Annotated in this window: 17 protein-coding genes; 12 read left to right on the forward strand and 5 right to left on the reverse strand. The window is 63.3% G+C overall.

What is annotated here, in order from left to right:
- Positions 1-25: 25 nt before the first annotated feature.
- The 3 genes from KK137_RS02995 (at position 26) to KK137_RS03005 (ending at position 3,816) form a co-directional block, all read left to right on the forward strand.
- Entirely contained in the window at positions 26-1,744 is a 1,719-nt protein-coding gene (locus tag KK137_RS02995; RefSeq protein WP_214534559.1) for an alpha/beta hydrolase family protein, read from the forward strand.
- Positions 1,745-1,787: 43 nt separating this feature from the next.
- Positions 1,788-3,395 (forward strand): GMC family oxidoreductase, encoded by a 1,608-nt coding sequence (locus KK137_RS03000; RefSeq protein WP_214534560.1) that lies wholly within the window; start codon positions 1,788-1,790, stop codon positions 3,393-3,395.
- Positions 3,396-3,477: 82 nt separating this feature from the next.
- The gene (locus KK137_RS03005; RefSeq protein WP_214534561.1) at positions 3,478-3,816 is read left to right on the forward strand and encodes a PilZ domain-containing protein; all 339 of its coding nucleotides are present in this window, start codon (positions 3,478-3,480) and stop codon (positions 3,814-3,816) included.
- A 53-nt stretch (positions 3,817-3,869) separates the two neighbouring features.
- Here KK137_RS03005 and KK137_RS03010 read toward each other — a convergent pair whose 3' ends face one another.
- From KK137_RS03010 to KK137_RS03020, 3 genes are all read right to left on the reverse strand, one after another.
- Positions 3,870-4,724, reverse strand: coding sequence for a CHAD domain-containing protein (locus tag KK137_RS03010; RefSeq protein WP_214534562.1), 855 nt, complete (start codon positions 4,722-4,724; stop codon positions 3,870-3,872).
- An 8-nt stretch (positions 4,725-4,732) separates the two neighbouring features.
- Entirely contained in the window at positions 4,733-5,836 is a 1,104-nt protein-coding gene (locus tag KK137_RS03015; protein WP_214534563.1) for a branched-chain amino acid aminotransferase, read from the reverse strand.
- An 889-nt stretch (positions 5,837-6,725) separates the two neighbouring features.
- Positions 6,726-7,085 (reverse strand): hypothetical protein, encoded by a 360-nt coding sequence (locus KK137_RS03020; RefSeq protein ID WP_250893560.1) that lies wholly within the window; start codon positions 7,083-7,085, stop codon positions 6,726-6,728.
- 251 nt (positions 7,086-7,336) lie between these two features.
- Here KK137_RS03020 and KK137_RS03025 point away from each other — a divergent pair, with 251 nt between their 5' ends.
- The 6 genes from KK137_RS03025 (at position 7,337) to KK137_RS03050 (ending at position 11,822) form a co-directional block, all read left to right on the forward strand.
- Positions 7,337-8,074, forward strand: coding sequence for a TlyA family RNA methyltransferase (locus KK137_RS03025; protein WP_214534564.1), 738 nt, complete (start codon positions 7,337-7,339; stop codon positions 8,072-8,074).
- Positions 8,075-8,129: 55 nt separating this feature from the next.
- Positions 8,130-8,684 (forward strand): TspO/MBR family protein, encoded by a 555-nt coding sequence (locus tag KK137_RS03030; RefSeq protein ID WP_214534565.1) that lies wholly within the window; start codon positions 8,130-8,132, stop codon positions 8,682-8,684.
- Positions 8,685-8,740: 56 nt separating this feature from the next.
- Positions 8,741-8,989 carry an accessory factor UbiK family protein gene (locus KK137_RS03035; RefSeq protein ID WP_214534566.1) on the forward strand — a complete coding sequence of 83 codons (249 nt, stop codon included), beginning with the start codon at positions 8,741-8,743 and terminating at the stop codon, positions 8,987-8,989.
- Positions 8,990-9,028: 39 nt separating this feature from the next.
- Positions 9,029-9,628, forward strand: a complete 600-nt coding sequence (gene recO / locus KK137_RS03040) for a DNA repair protein RecO (RefSeq protein ID WP_214534567.1) — start codon at positions 9,029-9,031, stop codon at positions 9,626-9,628.
- Between the two features lie 3 nt (positions 9,629-9,631).
- On the forward strand, positions 9,632-10,690 hold the full coding sequence (leuB, locus tag KK137_RS03045) for a 3-isopropylmalate dehydrogenase (RefSeq protein ID WP_214534568.1): 1,059 nt from the start codon (positions 9,632-9,634) through the stop codon (positions 10,688-10,690).
- Between the two features lie 73 nt (positions 10,691-10,763).
- Entirely contained in the window at positions 10,764-11,822 is a 1,059-nt protein-coding gene (locus KK137_RS03050) for a glycosyltransferase (RefSeq protein WP_250893687.1), read from the forward strand.
- 31 nt (positions 11,823-11,853) lie between these two features.
- Here the strand turns inward: KK137_RS03050 and KK137_RS03055 are convergent, their stop codons facing one another.
- A complete protein-coding gene (locus KK137_RS03055; RefSeq protein ID WP_214534569.1) occupies positions 11,854-13,140 on the reverse strand; it encodes a glycosyltransferase family 39 protein in 1,287 nt (428 codons plus the stop codon).
- Between the two features lie 258 nt (positions 13,141-13,398).
- Here KK137_RS03055 and KK137_RS03060 point away from each other — a divergent pair, with 258 nt between their 5' ends.
- From KK137_RS03060 to KK137_RS03070, 3 genes are all read left to right on the forward strand, one after another.
- A complete protein-coding gene (locus KK137_RS03060; protein WP_214534570.1) occupies positions 13,399-13,617 on the forward strand; it encodes a hypothetical protein in 219 nt (72 codons plus the stop codon).
- Between the two features lie 154 nt (positions 13,618-13,771).
- On the forward strand, positions 13,772-13,993 hold the full coding sequence (locus KK137_RS03065) for a hypothetical protein (RefSeq protein WP_214534571.1): 222 nt from the start codon (positions 13,772-13,774) through the stop codon (positions 13,991-13,993).
- A 199-nt stretch (positions 13,994-14,192) separates the two neighbouring features.
- Complete coding sequence (locus KK137_RS03070; protein WP_214534572.1) at positions 14,193-15,401, forward strand: trans-sulfuration enzyme family protein; 1,209 nt, start codon at positions 14,193-14,195, stop codon at positions 15,399-15,401.
- On the opposite strand, the gene KK137_RS16805 is transcribed toward KK137_RS03070, so the two are convergent.
- Positions 15,398-15,823 carry a DUF6628 family protein gene (locus KK137_RS16805; RefSeq protein ID WP_338027953.1) on the reverse strand — a complete coding sequence of 142 codons (426 nt, stop codon included), beginning with the start codon at positions 15,821-15,823 and terminating at the stop codon, positions 15,398-15,400. The genes KK137_RS03070 and KK137_RS16805 overlap by 4 nt on opposite strands.
- Between the last annotated feature and the right edge of the window lie 25 nt (positions 15,824-15,848).

Consider the following 15,848-nt stretch of genomic DNA (forward strand, 5'->3'; position numbering starts at 1 on the left):
AGGATTTATCAGGTGCGCGTTCGCCATGGCGGCCCCCCTCGCTGTTGTTGTGGCTTCTCCCTCGGTGGCGCAGGAGGCGCCCGACGTGGCTGGTACCTGGAACGGCAAGATTTCGACCAATACCGGCGACGTGACACTGGTCCTCTATGTCACCCGCGGCGAAGACGGAGTGTTGAGCGCATCCATCGAAAACTACGAGCAAAATCCGGGCAACAAGGCGCCGATAACGGAAATCACGGCGGTTGGCGGCAAGCTTGTTTTCAAGGTCGCTCCGATCAACGCTTCCTATCAGGGAACCTGGGACGAAGCGGATCAGCAGTGGAAGGGCACCCTGACTCAGGGAATGGATTTGCAGCTGAACCTTTCGAAGGGGAGTCCGCCGCCAAAACCGGTCGTCGCCGGACTTGATGGTGTATGGGTCGGCAGTGTCGAACGCAACGGAGCGAAGCTACGGCAGGTTCTGCGCATCAAGACCTCGGAGCGCGGAACGGTCGCGCTTTACGATTCGCCGGACCAGCTGGTTATGGCCGTGCCAGTGACTGACCTTACGCGCGACGGCCAGTCCGTCTCACTCTCGGTATTTCGCGGCATGGCAAAATTCGCAGCTACGCTGTCCGAGGCCGGCAACGAGCTCACGGGCACCTGGACGGGCTCCAACCAACCCGACGTGACCATGACATTCGCGCGGGCCACCGAAGAGCAGATAGCCGCGCGCGCTCAGCTTTCCCGGCCTCAAACGCCAAAGGAGCCGTTTCCCTACAAAGTTGAAGAGGTCGCCTTCGACAATTCGGCCTTCGCCGACGTACATCTTGCGGGCACGCTCACTCTGCCCGAGGGCAAGGGACCTTTCCCCGCCGCGATTATGATCACGGGATCCGGAGCGCAGGACCGTGACGAGACCTTGCTCGAGCACAAGCCTTTCGCCGTCATCGCCGATCATCTGACGCGACATGGCATCGCCGTCTTGCGCTTCGATGACCGTGGTGTTGGTAAGTCGACCGGCAACTACCCCAGCGCTACCTCGGCCGATCTCGCCACCGATGCCAATGCCGCCTTCGCCTACCTGGCGGCTCGTCCGGACATTCGCCACGACGCAATCGGGTTCATCGGTCACTCCGAAGGCGGAATGATCGGACCCATCGCGATGTCCACCAATCCCGCCGTCGCCTACTTTGTCGCGCTCGCCGGGCCGGGCACGAACCTATCCCAGCTCATGCTTTCCCAGCGTCGCTTGCTGACGGCTCAGATGGGCCTGAGCGAAGAGGAAATTGACAGGCAGGAACCGATCATGGCGGCCCTGTTCAAGGCCATGGCCGACGCCGATACGCCTGAGGCGGGCTATGACGCGGCGATGGCGGTACTCACACCAGAGGCGAAGACCGCGCTTGGCATGCCGGCGGATATGGACGGTGCGCTCGTGGTGCGGCAGATTTCAGGGCCGTGGTTCCAGTATTTCCTCAAGTACGATCCCGTGCCCAACCTTGCGCGGATCAAGGTGCCGGTACTGGCGCTCAACGGCAGTCTCGACCTTCAGGTGCCTGCGAAGGAGAACCTTCCTGTCATTCGCGAGGCTCTGAAGAATAATCCGGACGCCACGGTCGTTGAGCTTCCTGGGCTCAACCACTTGTTCCAGACGGCCACTACCGGCTCGGTGGGCGAGTATCGCGACATCGAGGAAACAGTCTCGCCGGCCGCGCTCGATGTCATTTCAGATTGGATCAGTCAGCGCTTTGTGAAGCCGTAGAATGCCGCTACGCCCCTCTGTCCAAGGGTAGAGGGGATTGCGGATGGGGCGGGAGCCCGACCTGATTGTCGTCGGCGGCGGTTCAGCCGGACTGGCCTGTGCCACGCGGTTGGCCGAAAGCGGATTGAGGGTCCTGCTGATCGAGGCCGGTAAGGACCACAAGGATCCGCGGATCGCGATCCCCGCGCTGATGAGCGGGGTGGTTCACAAGCCGGGCTTCGACTGGTGCTACAGCGCGGAACCCGATCCTTCCGTGGGTGGGCGGCCCGACGTGTGGCCGGCCGGAAAGCGCCTCGGTGGCGGCTCATCAATCAACGGGATGATGTTCATTCGCGGGCATCGGTGGGATTTCGACCATTGGGCGGAGCTTGGCGCTACCGGCTGGGACTACGCGAGCGTGCTGCCCTATTTCCGCCGGCTGGAGCACAACGAGCGCGGAGCCGATGCCTGGCGCGGCCAGGGTGGTCCGATCCACGTCTCGGAAGTGCGCTCTCGCTATGCCATCACCGACGAATGGATCGAGGCGGCAGAAGAGGCGGGAATTGCGCGGTCGAAGGATTTGAATGGCGAAGTCGGCGAAGGCGTCGACATGATCCAACTGTCTCAACGCAACGGCCTGCGCTGCTCGACGGCAGCGGGGTACCTGCGAAACCGGCCACCGACGCTCGAGCTTCTGCTTGAGGCGCAAGTGCTCAAGATCGAGGTGCAGGATGGTCGAGCTAGCGGTGTGACGATCCGTCGAGGTGGCGAAGTGCTGACCCTCACCGCTCGCTACGGCGTGGTGCTGAGCGCGGGTGCGCTCAACACGCCACGGCTGCTCATGCTGTCGGGCATAGGCCCTGCAAGCGAACTGCAAGGGCATGGGATTGCACTCGTCACCGACCTGCCGGGAGTTGGGCAGAATCTGCAGGAACATCCCGGCTGCCATCTGGTCAATACGGTCTCGGCTCACACGCTCAATGATGACGCCCGGGGGTTTGCCGGATTCCGCCAAGTGCTGGAGCTGGCCTTTGCCCGTAGCGGCGCGCTGACGACTGGGATTGGTCATGCGCAGGCGTTCGTGAAGAGCCGTGAGGGGCTGCCGGCTCCCAATCTCCAACTCGCCTTCAGCGCCTTCGCCTTCGAGATCACGCCCAAGGGCAACCTGGCCCTCGCAAAGGATGCGGCGGTCAGTACTTTCATCGCGGTGATGCGGCCCAAGTCGCGCGGGCGGATTTCACTTCGGTCGGGCGACCCTTATGCCGCGCCGCTGATTGAACATCGTTTGCTGGGTGAGGAAGACGACGCCGCGCAGTTAGTGGAGGGGCTCGAGATCGCGCGCAAGATCATGGCCCAGCCCGCGATCGCGCCGCAAGTGAAGGCGGAGATAAGGCCCGGCGCATCCGCGGATAGTCGCGAGGCGCTGCGAGGTTATGTCGGCGCGGCGACAATCCCGATGTTCCACCCCGTCGGCACCGCGAAGATGGGCGCGGCCAGCGATCCACTCGCGGTCACCGGTCCCGATTGCGCCGTTCGCGGGGTCCAGGGCCTATGGGTCGCCGATGCGTCGATCATGCCGACGATCCCTCAGGGTAATACGAATGCAACTTCGATCATGATTGGCGAAAGGGCCAGCGACCTGGTGTTGGGCGGCCTTCGGGATCTCAACTAAACTTAAGTCAGCAACTAACTCACAGTTAACAAATCATCGCTAATACCGTCCCTGGTATTTGGGTAGTCTTCAGGGGCGGAGAATGAGCATCAATCGCCGACGCGCTGATCGTTATAGCGTGCAGGTCAGCGCCAAGCTCAAGGAAGAGCTGGGCAAGCCGCATACGGTACTGGTGACCAATCTCTCCTGGAGCGGTTGCCGTCTTTCATCGAGCCACACCTTCAAGGTCGGCTCACCCGTGAGCCTTGAAGTAGGGCGCGCGGAACCACTCGAAGGACGGGTCAAATGGCGCGTGGGCGCGATGCACGGCGTGCGCTTTGCCAAGCCGCTCGACCCGACCTTGCTCGACCACATTCGCCTGTTCCTCAGCGCTCAGCCCTCGACGGTAGCCGAGCGCGTTGACGGGTCCGAAGCAGCCTGAGACAGGCGATCGGCCGCTTGGCGAGAAGGGCGGTCACCACGGCGCTCTTCTGATCATAGCTCGAATTTTTCTTCGGCTGCCCAGGTCTTCCATTGCTTGCCCAAACTTTTCGACAATCGGCGGGGACGCTGGGCCAGTAGCTTCCGCGCCCGGCGTCTTGCGACGCGTTCGAGCGCTGCCGAGCTGTTTGACGCCTTCATCAGGATTTCATGGGAGCGGCGGACCGAGATGAAGTCCGTCGGAGCGCCGGTGAGGTGTGAGGTGAGCAAAACGAGGTCGTGGTGCCGGCCCAAAGCGTCGGCGAGCCGAGCCGCCTCGCGTACGCGGCGCTTGAGCTTTCTAGGTTTGATGGGACGCAGGATCTGGCAGTGGAAACCATGGTACTTCACTTGCTTTCGAAGTTCGTGGTGGGACCTCGCGTCAGGGTGCTGGCGAGCTGTCTTCGCGGCTCTGCGAGCGTCGCGTGTCGTCTTGGTGAAGCCGCCCGACAGCGCATCCCAGCCCCGTTCGTCGACCGACCAGGACGGGGTGCGGGCTTTCACCGCGAGCAAGCGTAGGCGGCATTCCCCAAGCAAGGCGCTGATGTCCTGCGCGGGCTCCGCAACAATCTGGGCCGGCTCGCCAGTGAGCGCCGCGAAAGTTTCCCGGATGACGTAAGCATCGCGTTTTCGCGACACCAGGCGCGCGGTGTCGCGAAGAAACGCGTTCTCTTCCGCGTAGTTTGGGAAGGCCGTTCGCACGAGGCGAAGGAGGGCGCGCATCTTCTTGCACCGCTCACGCACCGCGTGGATCGCGCGATCGGGACCCTGGCTCTCGATCGAGGCCAGCGCCTTGTCCAGTTGTTCCGCCGCAATCCGCTTTACACTTGCCTCAAGCGACCCGTCGCTAGCCTTGAGGCGGAAGGCCATTCAGACCTTCAGTCGAGCCGGACTACCCAGCCGTGGCGATCCTCAGCCGCTCCGCGCTGGATCGCTACGAGCCGCTCGCGCAGCTTGCTGGTCAACTGGCCGGGACCGCCGCTGCCGATAGTGAATTCGCCATCCTCACCGGCCACTCGACCGATCGGGGTGACGACGGCAGCGGTGCCGCAGGCGAAGCATTCGACGAGCTTGCCGCTCTCCGCATCGGCGCGCCATTGGTCGAGGCTGTAGCGCTCTTCGCGCACGTCGAGGCCGTCTTCGCGCGCCAGCTTCAGCAGGCTGTCGCGGGTGACGCCGGGAAGGATCGTACCGGTCAGCGGCGGGGTCACGACGCGGCCATCATCGAAGGCGAAAAAGACGTTCATGCCACCGAGTTCTTCGACCCATTTGTGCTCAGCGGCATCGAGAAACACGACCTGGTCGTGGCCGCGCGCGATGGCTTCCGCTTGCGGGACAAGGCTCGCGGCGTAGTTGCCGCCGCACTTGGCTGCGCCGGTGCCGCCGGGGGCCGCCCGGGTGTAGGCGCCGGAAACCCAGATCGAGACCGCCGGGGAGCCCGACTTGAAATAGTTGCCCGCCGGGCTGCAGATGACGAGGAACTTGTAGTGCTTGGCCGGGCGCACGCCGAGGAACGGTTCGTCGGCGAACATGAAGGGCCGCAGGTAAAGCGAGCCGCCGGGCACTTTCGGAAACCAATCGCGGTCCGCCAGGGCGAGTTGGCGTACGGCCTCGACGAAGACGTCTTCCGGCAACTCCGGCATCGCCAGGCGTCGGGCCGACGCGTTGAAACGGCGCGCGTTCTCCTCCGGCCGGAACAAGGCCATCGTTCCGTCATCGAGCCGGTAGGCCTTGAGCCCTTCGAAAATTTCCTGCGCATAGTGAAGGACAGCGGCCGCTGGATCGAGGCTCAGCGGCTCACGTGGCCCGAGCGTATGGGAGTGCCAGCCTTGTCCTTCGGTCCATTCGATCACCACCATGTGGTCGGTGAAAACCTTACCGAATCCGGGGTCCGCAATCAGCCGCTCGCGATCGGCGTCTGCCACGGGCGAGGGGTGGGGAAGCTGGGTAAACTGGGTGTTCGGGTCGGCCAACGTCGCCATGATTCCTGGTCCTTGCCTCTGTCGGAGGCAATCTCTGTACGAAAATTACAATATGACAAGTAAATTTGTAATTAATGGTAAGGGATGAAACCGCTTCCGGGTAGCCCTAGCTGGCTGGAAGCCGGTTGAGAAGGGGCTCGCAGCGCGCATGGCTTGGTGGGGCAGGGCTCTCCGACCTGTCTGGCGGCCATCCAGCGCAGAGCGCGGTCTGTTACCTTTGCGATCACACATTTGAGGGTTGCCGGTGGATCGAGATATTCGGGCTTCTTGTTGAAAATCCGGGCTTTTTCGAAAAGCGGGTGTAACCTTCCAGATCCCGGTTTGGCCCTGCCGGGAATTGCCTTTGAAAGTGATGCCTCGCGCAACGCATGACAGTCCCATGCCCTGCCAGTCACCTTGTAGGAAAGAGGTTTTTGTCGGGCCCAGATATGAGAAAGGCCGCTTCGGCCTTAACCGAAGCGACCTTTCGCATGGTCAGCGGCCGGATGAGCCGCCCACGAAGCCTTTATCGGCGAAAGTTGCGATTACCGATAATGCTTCGCGCGGGCCGTCACCGACCTCCCTGCTGAACCATGAGACATCGGATCACCTCCTTTCGCGCTTGGAAGCCATGCCCCCCGTTTCACCGTGGGGCCAAGCCTGCGTGGACCGCTGGCCTGAAGTGGAATTTGAGTCACCTCGCGCTTGAACACAAGACTTGTAAAAATGTTTTTCCCCGTCAGAATCATGCCTTCGCGCCAAGCCGCGGACCTCCCGGAAAAATTGCCCTAGCCGAGACAGCCCCCTCTCCTTGGGAGAGCGTCGGGCGGGGGTGATCAAGGGACGCGTCGCGGACCGTCACCCACGCCTCTGGCGGCACTCCTCCTTCTCGAGGAGGGGAGGAGTTAAACTAACGGCAATCCTCGATAACTCGGGTTACTTCTGGGTAGGCGGGCGCATAAAGCGTCGGCAGACCAATCACTTCGACGGCGAACCTGCCTTTTGAAAAGGCCATCGCGTCGAGCAGCGGGTCGCGCGACGGGATCTGCGCCGCAACGCCCGCGGCGGCGGTCCTGGCGCTGAGCCCGCGTTCCAGGGTTTCCGCCCGTACGATTATCTCCGTCGCGGTGACTTGACCCGCCCGGACGAGCTCGACCGCGCCCGCCGCGCGATCGCAGCGCAGCGCCAGCAACGCCCCGCCGGCGGGGTCGGAGAACAGCGCCGTGCCATTGCGATAGGTCCAGTCCCCGGGCGTTGCCGGAGCGTCCATCCAGTGATCGTAGCTTGCAACCGGAGCGGGGGCCGGAACGGGCGGCGGCGCCGGACGGGGGGCTGGCGCTGGAGTCGGCGCGGGGGGCGGTGGAGGGGCGGGAACACATCCGGCGATAGCAAGACAACAAAACGCCATGCCTAGTTGAACCCGCTTGAACCGCATCAAATCTGCTCCTCGCTGTGGGCAGTATTCCCCTGCCCGGCAACAACCTCTGGCCTGGCCGCTGTCATCGCCCTATCGCCGCCATCATGGCAGGCAAGCGACGCATCGACCAGTTACTCGTGGAGCGAGGGCAGGCCGAAAGCCGGGCCCGCGCCCAGGCGCTGGTCATGGCCGGATTGGTCTTTGCAGGCGAAACCCGGATCGACAAGCCCGGCCAGCAGGTCCGCGAGGACGTACCGATCGAAGTCCGGGGGCGCGACCACCCGTGGGTCGGACGGGGCGGAGTGAAGCTGGCCCATGCCATCGAACACTTCGGGCTTGATGCCAAAGGTGCGGTGGCGATGGACATAGGCAGCTCGACCGGCGGTTTTACCGAGGTCTTGCTCGAAAACGGCGCGGCACACGTGTTCGCGGTCGACGTCGGCACCAACCAGCTCGCCTGGAAGCTGCGCCAGGACCCCCGCGTCACGGTACTCGAGCAAACCAACGCCCGGGCGCTGACGCCGCAACAGATCGACCAGGCCTGCGACTGGGTGGTGTGCGATGCCTCGTTCATCGGCCTGGCCAAGGTCCTTGAGGTGCCGCTGCGCCTCGCGGCGACCCGCTGCCGCCTCGTGGCGCTGATAAAACCGCAGTTCGAAGTTGGCCGCGAAGAGGTAGGCAAGGGGGGCATCGTGCGTGACCCCGTGCTTCATGCCAGGGTTTGTGACGAAGTGCGTTCATGGCTCGAGGGTGATGGATGGCGGATCGATGGTATTATCGAGAGCCCGATCACCGGAACTGAAGGAAACGTGGAATTCCTAGTGGCTGCCCATCGCGGCTGATTGCGCACAGGCAGCGGTTCCGCGATACCTTGACACGATTCGTTCAGGGGCTTCGATGAACCGTCTCGCTTCTCCCGCACAGTTGCGTGCCAGTTTCGTGCGCTGGTCCCTATTCCTTGTGCCCGCGGTTCTGCTTCTGGGCCGACTGTCCGGACTGGCGGGCGGCGATACGTCGAGCGACCCCTGGTTCATGGTGCTCGACAAACCATCGATCTTCCCGCCACCGGCCGCTTTCGGCATCGTCTGGCCCATCCTCTATACCATGATGGGCTTTGCCATGGCGATCGTTTGCTCGGCCTGGGGATCGCGCTATCGGAGTGCGGCGATCGTGGCCTTTATCGTCCAGCTGGCGATAAACCTCGCCTGGAACCCGATATTCTTCGCCGCACACGAGATCACCCTGGCGCTGATCGTGATTGGCGTCCTGAACGTGGCTGTAATCGTCACCATCGTGTTGTTCTGGAAAGTGCGGCGCTCGGCAGCTTTGCTCATGCTGCCCTATCTCGCCTGGCTCCTGTTCGCGACGGTGCTCAACTGGCAGTTCCTGCGTCTCAATCCTGATGCCGACGGGGTAGAGGTATCCGCCGCCGTGCAGCGGTTCGAACTTTAGGGGCAGGCCCCTACCTAGCGCTTGCCGAATTGACGCGGTGCGGCCACATAGCCCCCATGCAGAGCGAAAACCCCCTGATCGCCGACTTCGTGAAACTGGCGAATGCCGCCGCCGGCACGTTTGCGGGCATGACGCGCGAAGCGCGCGAAGGCGCGCGTGCGCGGATGAAAGAGACGTTCGGCGGTCTCGACTTCGTTTCGCGTGAAGAGTTCGAAGCGGTCAAGGAAATGGCCAGCCGCGCTCGCGAGGACGCCGCAAAGCTTGAGGCGCGCGTGGCCGAGCTCGAGGCGAAGCTTTCCAAGTAACTCTCCCGTGCCGGGGGAGGATGATCTAAGCCTCGCCCCATGCATCTCCGCGCCCCCGCCATCCTGCTTGCCGCACGCCCGCACGGCGAGACCGCCGTGGTGGCGCGGCTGCTGACGGCCGAGTACGGGGTCGTGGCCGCCTATGTAGCTGGCGGCCGTGGGCGACAGTTGCGGCCGGTGACGATTCCCGGAAACCTGGTGGAAGCGCAGCTTACGGCCAGGTCGGACAGCCAGCTCCCCTTCGCCAAGCTCGAGTTGCTCGAAAGCCGCGGGCCATGGCTGACAGAGCCTTTGCCCGCGGCGGCGATTGGGTGGGTTTGCGCCCTGACCGCCTCCGCCTTGCCAGAGCGGCAAGCCTATCCCCCGCTTTACGATGCGCTCGCCGGTTTGCTTTCGGCGATCTGCCTGTCCCCTTCGGCGCGCGGATGGACCGGAGCTCTTGTAGGTTACGAGACTCTGCTGCTGCGCGAGCTCGGCTACGGCGGCGACGGCGAGAGGCCGCAGGGCGAACTCGAGGATATCCTGGGGGCGATGGACAAGCTGTCGGCGTCTCTCGATCACTACCTCCTTGCCGACCGCCGCGGTGATGTTATGGCCGCGCGCGCTCGATTGCGTGAACTGCTTGGACGAATTGCCTGACCTATGAAGATCGCTTGCCTTGCCGGAGATGGAATTGGCCCTGAGATCATGGCCGAAGCACGCCGTGTGCTGGATAAGCTGGACCTGCCGGGCCTGACGATCTGGGAGGGCGACGTCGGGGGCATCGGTTATCGACGGCACGGGCATCCGCTCCCACCGGAAACGCTGGAAATGGCCAAGGCCGCGGACGCGGTACTGTTCGGCGCTGTCGGCGACCCGGGATGCGACAATCTTGAACGGCATCTGCGTCCTGAGCAGGCGATCCTCGGCTTGCGCCAGGCACTCGGCCTGTTCGCCAATTTGCGGCCCGCGACCATGTTTCCCGGGCTGGAGGATCTCTCTGCGTTGCGTCCTGAAGTGGCTCGCGCCATCGATCTGCTGATCGTGCGCGAACTCAACGGCGACGTCTATTTCGGCGAAAAGGCGATCCGCCGCCTCGATGACGGCCGCCGGCAGGGCTTCGACTTGATGTCCTACGCCGAAGACGAAGTGCGCCGCATCGCCCACGTCGGCTTCCGCGCTGCGCAAGGGCGGGGCAAGCGCCTCTGCAGCGTGGACAAGGCCAACGTCCTCGAAACCAGCCAGCTCTGGCGCGACGTCGTGATCGAGGTATCGGCCGAATATCCAGACGTTGAACTCAGCCACATGTACGTCGACAACGCGGCGATGCAGCTGGTGCGCAATCCGGGGCAGTTCGACGTCGTCGTCACCGGAAACCTGTTCGGCGATATCCTGTCCGACCAGGCCAGCATGTGCGTAGGTTCGATTGGCCTCCTCGCGAGCGCCTCTTTGGGCGAGCACCAGACGGAGTTTGGTACCAAGGGCCTGTACGAGCCGATCCACGGCAGCGCGCCCGACATTGCCGGTCAGGGCAAGGCCAATCCGCTGGCGATGATCCTCAGCTTGGCGATGATGCTGCGCCACAGCTTCGGCCTCGAGGCCAAGGCGGCGCAGATCGAGGGGGCCGTGTCAAAGACCCTGGCGGACGGAGTGAAGGGCGCGGACCTTGGCGGAAGCGCGGGAACGGTGGAAATTGGCGACGCCGTCGTTGCCCGGCTCTGACGCTACGGCCACCGGCTCGCTGGAGCTGGCGGTCGTCCTGCCGACCTTCAATGAGCGGCCCAACATCGGGCCGATGGTCGACCGGCTGGAAGCTGCGCTCGGACCGACGGGCTGGGAAGCAATCTTCGTCGACGACAACAGCAGTGACGGCACGGCCGATGCCGCCCGCGAGATCTCGCTCGGCGATCCGCGCATTAGGGTAATCCAGCGCATCGGCCGTCGCGGGCTGGCGAGCGCGGCGATAGAGGGCATGTGCGCCACCGCGGCGCCCATCGTCGCGGTGATGGATGCCGACCACCAGCACGATCCAGCCCTTCTGCCGCGGATGCTCGCGGCCATTCATTCCGGGGAATGCGACGTTGCGGTCGGATCGCGCTTTGCCGAAGGCGCGAGCATGGAAGGGTGGAACCGCCCGGACCGCGAGAAGGTCTCGGCAGTCGCCAACCAGCTCGCGCGCAAGGTGACGGGCGTCGACCTGACCGATCCCATGAGCGGCTATTTCATGCTCCGGACCGAGCTACTCCGCCGTGATGCCCACCGGCTATCGGGGATCGGCTTCAAGATCCTGCTCGACATCCTGGCGACTATCGACACGCCGCTCAAGGTAAAGGAATTCCCTTTGAAATTTGCAGCGCGCGCCGAAGGTGAAAGCAAGCTCGACCGGACGGTCGTGTTCGAATTCCTCGTTGGCCTCTACGACAAGTGGCTCGGGCGCATCATCCCAACGCGTTACGCCTTGTTCGGCACGATCGGCGCTGCGGGTGTGATCGTACACATGGCGGTGCTCAGCGCCTTCCTGACGCTGTTCGGCGGGCGGTTCGAGGATCATCTGGTCTCGACCTTCGAGGTCGGACAGACGATCGCGGCACTGGTGGCGATGACCTTCAACTTCGTGCTCAACAACGCGCTGACTTATGCCGACCAGCGGCTGCGCGGGGCGTGGCCTCTGGCCAAAGGCTGGCTCAAGTTTGGCTTGACCTGTTCAGTCGGCCTGCTGACCAACGTCGGCGCGGCGGCGGTGTTGGTGCGCATGGGCTTTCACACTTATCCGGCGGCCCTGACCGGGATTCTAATCGGTTCGGTTTGGAACTACGCCCTGTCGAGCCGCTTCGTCTGGGGGCGGTTCGGCTAAAACCTTTACCCCATCAAGGGGGCGGGCATGCCTAACGCCAGCTGTGAAGCCACATCCAGGTGACGTAGGAATCGTGGCCCTTGAGCGGGGCCGCGGACAGGATGGGGTAGAAGAAGGCGAACACCGCGCATGAGGCCGCGATCGTGGCCAGCGCTATCCTGCGGTGTCCGCGCCGCCAGAAGTCGTCCAGCACCAGGGCAAGCGCGGCGATCAGGAAGGTGCTCGGCAGGAAGTAGTGGTAGTAAAACTGGACCGGCTTCTTGGCGACGATCCAGAATCCCAGGCTCACCGCGTAAAGGGTGAAGACGGCCAGAGCGTCCCACCGCCGGCGCTTGATCCCGACCCAAAGGCACCAGGCCAGGGCAGGCAAGCCGATCAACATGGTAAGCGGGTTGCCGATCAACAGCACGCCTCGCTGCGCTCCGTCGACGACCTCGTAGAGGTACCAGATGGCGCGCCAGTTGACGACCCATTGATACCACACGCTCATGTAGGTGTGCGGACGGACAACCGTCTGTTGCAGGTCGTACATCTTCTTCTGCAGCTCGGCGAGATGCATCGGATCGACCGCGCCCTGATGGAGAAAGGCCAGCGGGGCATAGGACAGAGCGTAGGCCACGACCGGCACCAGGCCGAGCCAGAAGGCGGCTTCCAGCAAGGTCATGCCTGGAACCGGGGGCCCTCGGCGGCAGGTCAGGAAACGCCAACCCGCCGAATGCATTCGAACCACCAGGAAGGTCAGGCCCGGCATCATGGCGAGAGGAATGGCGTTCCATTTGCAGGCCATGGCAAAACCCATCGCCGCACCGGCTATCGCCAGTCGCCAACGGGCGGTTTCGCTTTCGCGCACGGCTCCGGCGCACATCCACAGCGCCAGCAGCACGAAGCTCGCCATGAAGATGTCGAGCATGGCGATTCGTGAGTGGATGAAGAGCGGAAAGGCGGTGGCCAGCAGGATTCCGTTGGCGATAGTGGCGAAGCGGGCACCTGATGCGAACCACATGGCGCGCATAGCCGACCACAAGCCCAGCGTCCCGAACAGTGCCGACATGATCCGCCAGCCGAGCGGGTTGTCGCCGAACACGCGCATCCCGAACGCGATGAGGACCTTGCCCATCGGTGGGTGCTCGGAATTCACGAGATGCGACAGCTCCAGGATGGTGCGCGCAGCCGGAAGGTAGTGGACCTCGTCAAAGAACGGCTTCGAGGGTATCGTCAGCCGCACCATGATCAGCGCGAAGAAGCCAAGCGTGATCGCGACCGTCCAGCCGAGGGGATCGCGGGGGTGAAGGGGAGGGGTAGCGGAGCCGGCGCTCATCGGCGTAGCGGATAATGCGCCGACGGGAGCGTGGCAAGCTGTCGATCCCGGCGATTATGGCAAATTTGAATCGGGAATCTTTTCACAGGGACTGGGGGTATTCCCCAATATAACGCGGCTTCGCTTTCCGTCATAAGACCTGTGGGCAGTGAGAGCCGGCCGCTGTCCTGCCCCCCATCGGGACAGCGGTCGGACATCTGCCCTTTTGGATTCTTGGCGCGGCTCAAGCCGCCAAGGGCTCTCCCAGGACCAATTTGGATGCTCCGCCGAACCCTAATTGCGGCACTCGTCTCGGCACTGATCGTTTCGGGTACAGCCGACGCACGGCCGCAACGGATGCCTGCGGCGGTCAGTGAAGCGACCGACAAGCTCGACTCCACGTCGATGTGGATCATTGCTGCCTCGGTTGTGGGACTATTCCTCCTGATCCTTCTCCTCAGCGAAAGCGAAGAGGATTTGATCCCCGTCAGCCCGTGACAATGGCGGGTCGGTGCGGGGACATCGGACGAGTTGTGTTGCGATTGCGGTAAGGCCCTGTCGGGGCAGGAACTTTTTAGTGCATCTTAATCCTTCTTATAATAGACGGGCCTGCGGCTACGACCGCATTTAGAGAATCAGTGGAGGAGTTATGGTGCGTAAATCGCTTCTTGCCGCCGGCGCGGCTTTGACACTTGTCGCCGGATCGGCCCAGGCGGCTTCCGTTCAGGCTGCCCCGGTGCGTGCACCTTCGGGGGTTGAGAATGCCGAGAACGTGGCTGGTGTTTCGGTTTGGCTCGTGGCCGCTTTCGCGGCTGTGGCGCTGGGCCTTATCCTGCTGCTCGACGACGGTGATGATGCTCCGACCAGCCCGTAATTAGGCTGAATCTGAGTTATCAAAGGAAGCGGGGTCTCAACGGGCCCCGTTTTTTTTGGCCCAAAGTGGGCAGGTGTTGGCTGCGCTGATCATTCTGATCGACGGCGACGATGACAGCGACTTTCCGATAAGTCCGTAACGCCGTTCGGCGCTAACCACCCCATTGCCCACGCCAGACGCAGCGCCTAGACGCGCTGCGATGAAGAAGACTACCGGCACGGACCGTTCGATCACCTCCCAGTGGCGCCCGGCCACGCGCGCAGTGCGCGCAGGGACATGGCGCTCGGAACAAGGCGAAACCAGCGAAGCCTTGTTCCTGACCTCTGGATATACCTACGATGACGCCGCGACTGTGGCGGCCAGGTTTGCCGGCGAGGCGGAAGGGATGACTTACTCCCGCCTGCAAAATCCGACAGTTGCCATGCTTGAGGAACGTATTGCCGCGATGGAAGGCTCGGAAGCGTGCCGAGTCCAGGCAACCGGCATGGCCGCAATGACGACCGCGCTTCTCTGCCAACTGAAGACTGGCGACCATGTCGTGGCGGGCCGCGCTGCCTTTGGCTCGTGCCGATGGTTGGTGGACACTCTTCTTCCCAAGTTCGGGATCGAAGCGACCGTCATCGACGCACGGGACAATGCGGCCTGGGAAGCCGCGATCCGGCCGAACACCAAGGTGTTCTTCTTCGAGACTCCGGCCAATCCGACGATGGACGTTGTCGATCTCGAGTTCGTGTGCGGCCTCGCGAAATCTCGCGGCATCACCAGCGTGGTAGACAACGCCTTCGCCACCGCCGCCCTGCAACGTCCGCTCGAATTCGGTGCGGATGTGGTCGCCTACTCGGCCACCAAGTTGATGGACGGGCAGGGAAGGGTCCTTGCCGGGGCGGTTTGCGGAACGAGGCAGTGGATCGACGAGGTCCTGCTGCCGTTTCAGCGCAACACCGGTCCCAACTGCTCTCCATTTAATGCCTGGGTGGTGTTGAAGGGGTTGGAGACGCTGTCGTTGCGCGCGCATGCGCAAAGCCGGAATGCGCTCGAAGTCGGGCGGTTCGTCGAAAGCCGGGTGCCGCAAATGCTCCATCCCGGTCTGCCGAGCCATCCGCAGCACAATCTGGCGATGAAACAGATGGACGCCGTCGGCCCGATCTTCAGCTTCGTTCTCGATGGCGGCCGCGCGCAGGCGCACGCTGTGCTCGATGCGCTGCAACTGATCGACATCTCCAACAACATCGGGGATTCGAAGTCGCTGCTATGCCACCCGGCCAGCACCACTCATGCCAACATGGGCGAAGAAGCGCGGTTGGAGATGGGGATCGAGCAGGGAATGCTGCGGATCAACGTCGGGCTCGAGGATCCAGCTGACCTGATCGAAGATCTCGACCAGGCCTTCACCAAAGCGGGTCTCTAAGCCGTTTTCGGAATCGCGGCCGACGACAAGCTACGACCGAAGGCCGCGGCGGCGGAAAGCGGTTCGGAGACCCCTGGATTACGTGTAAGCTCGACCAACAGGTCTTCGGCGGCGCCGAGGTCGTTTGTCGCGCCGAACAGGATGCGCATGATCAGGCTTTCGTCTTCGGTCATTCTCGGAGTGCAGCAGGGGGCCAATCGGATCGGTCCGCGCGAAGCGTGCGAAAGTTCGAGCATGAAGGCTCGCAATAGGACCAGGGGACGGCGAAATCCGGTGCTGAATAGGTCGAGCATAAGCCAGCACGCGCTGGCATCGCGCACCCCGTGAATAGCCATGCGCCGGAGGGCAAACAGAATTGTCCGGGTCGTCCGATCGTGCGGCATGGGCGCGGGCAGACAGGGGACGCCGCCGGATTTGTTCATCGCTTACCTCCACTGCGAAAGCGGA

The organism is Croceibacterium selenioxidans (assembly GCF_018599195.1).
Taxonomy (GTDB): Bacteria; Pseudomonadota; Alphaproteobacteria; order Sphingomonadales; family Sphingomonadaceae; genus Croceibacterium_A; species Croceibacterium_A selenioxidans.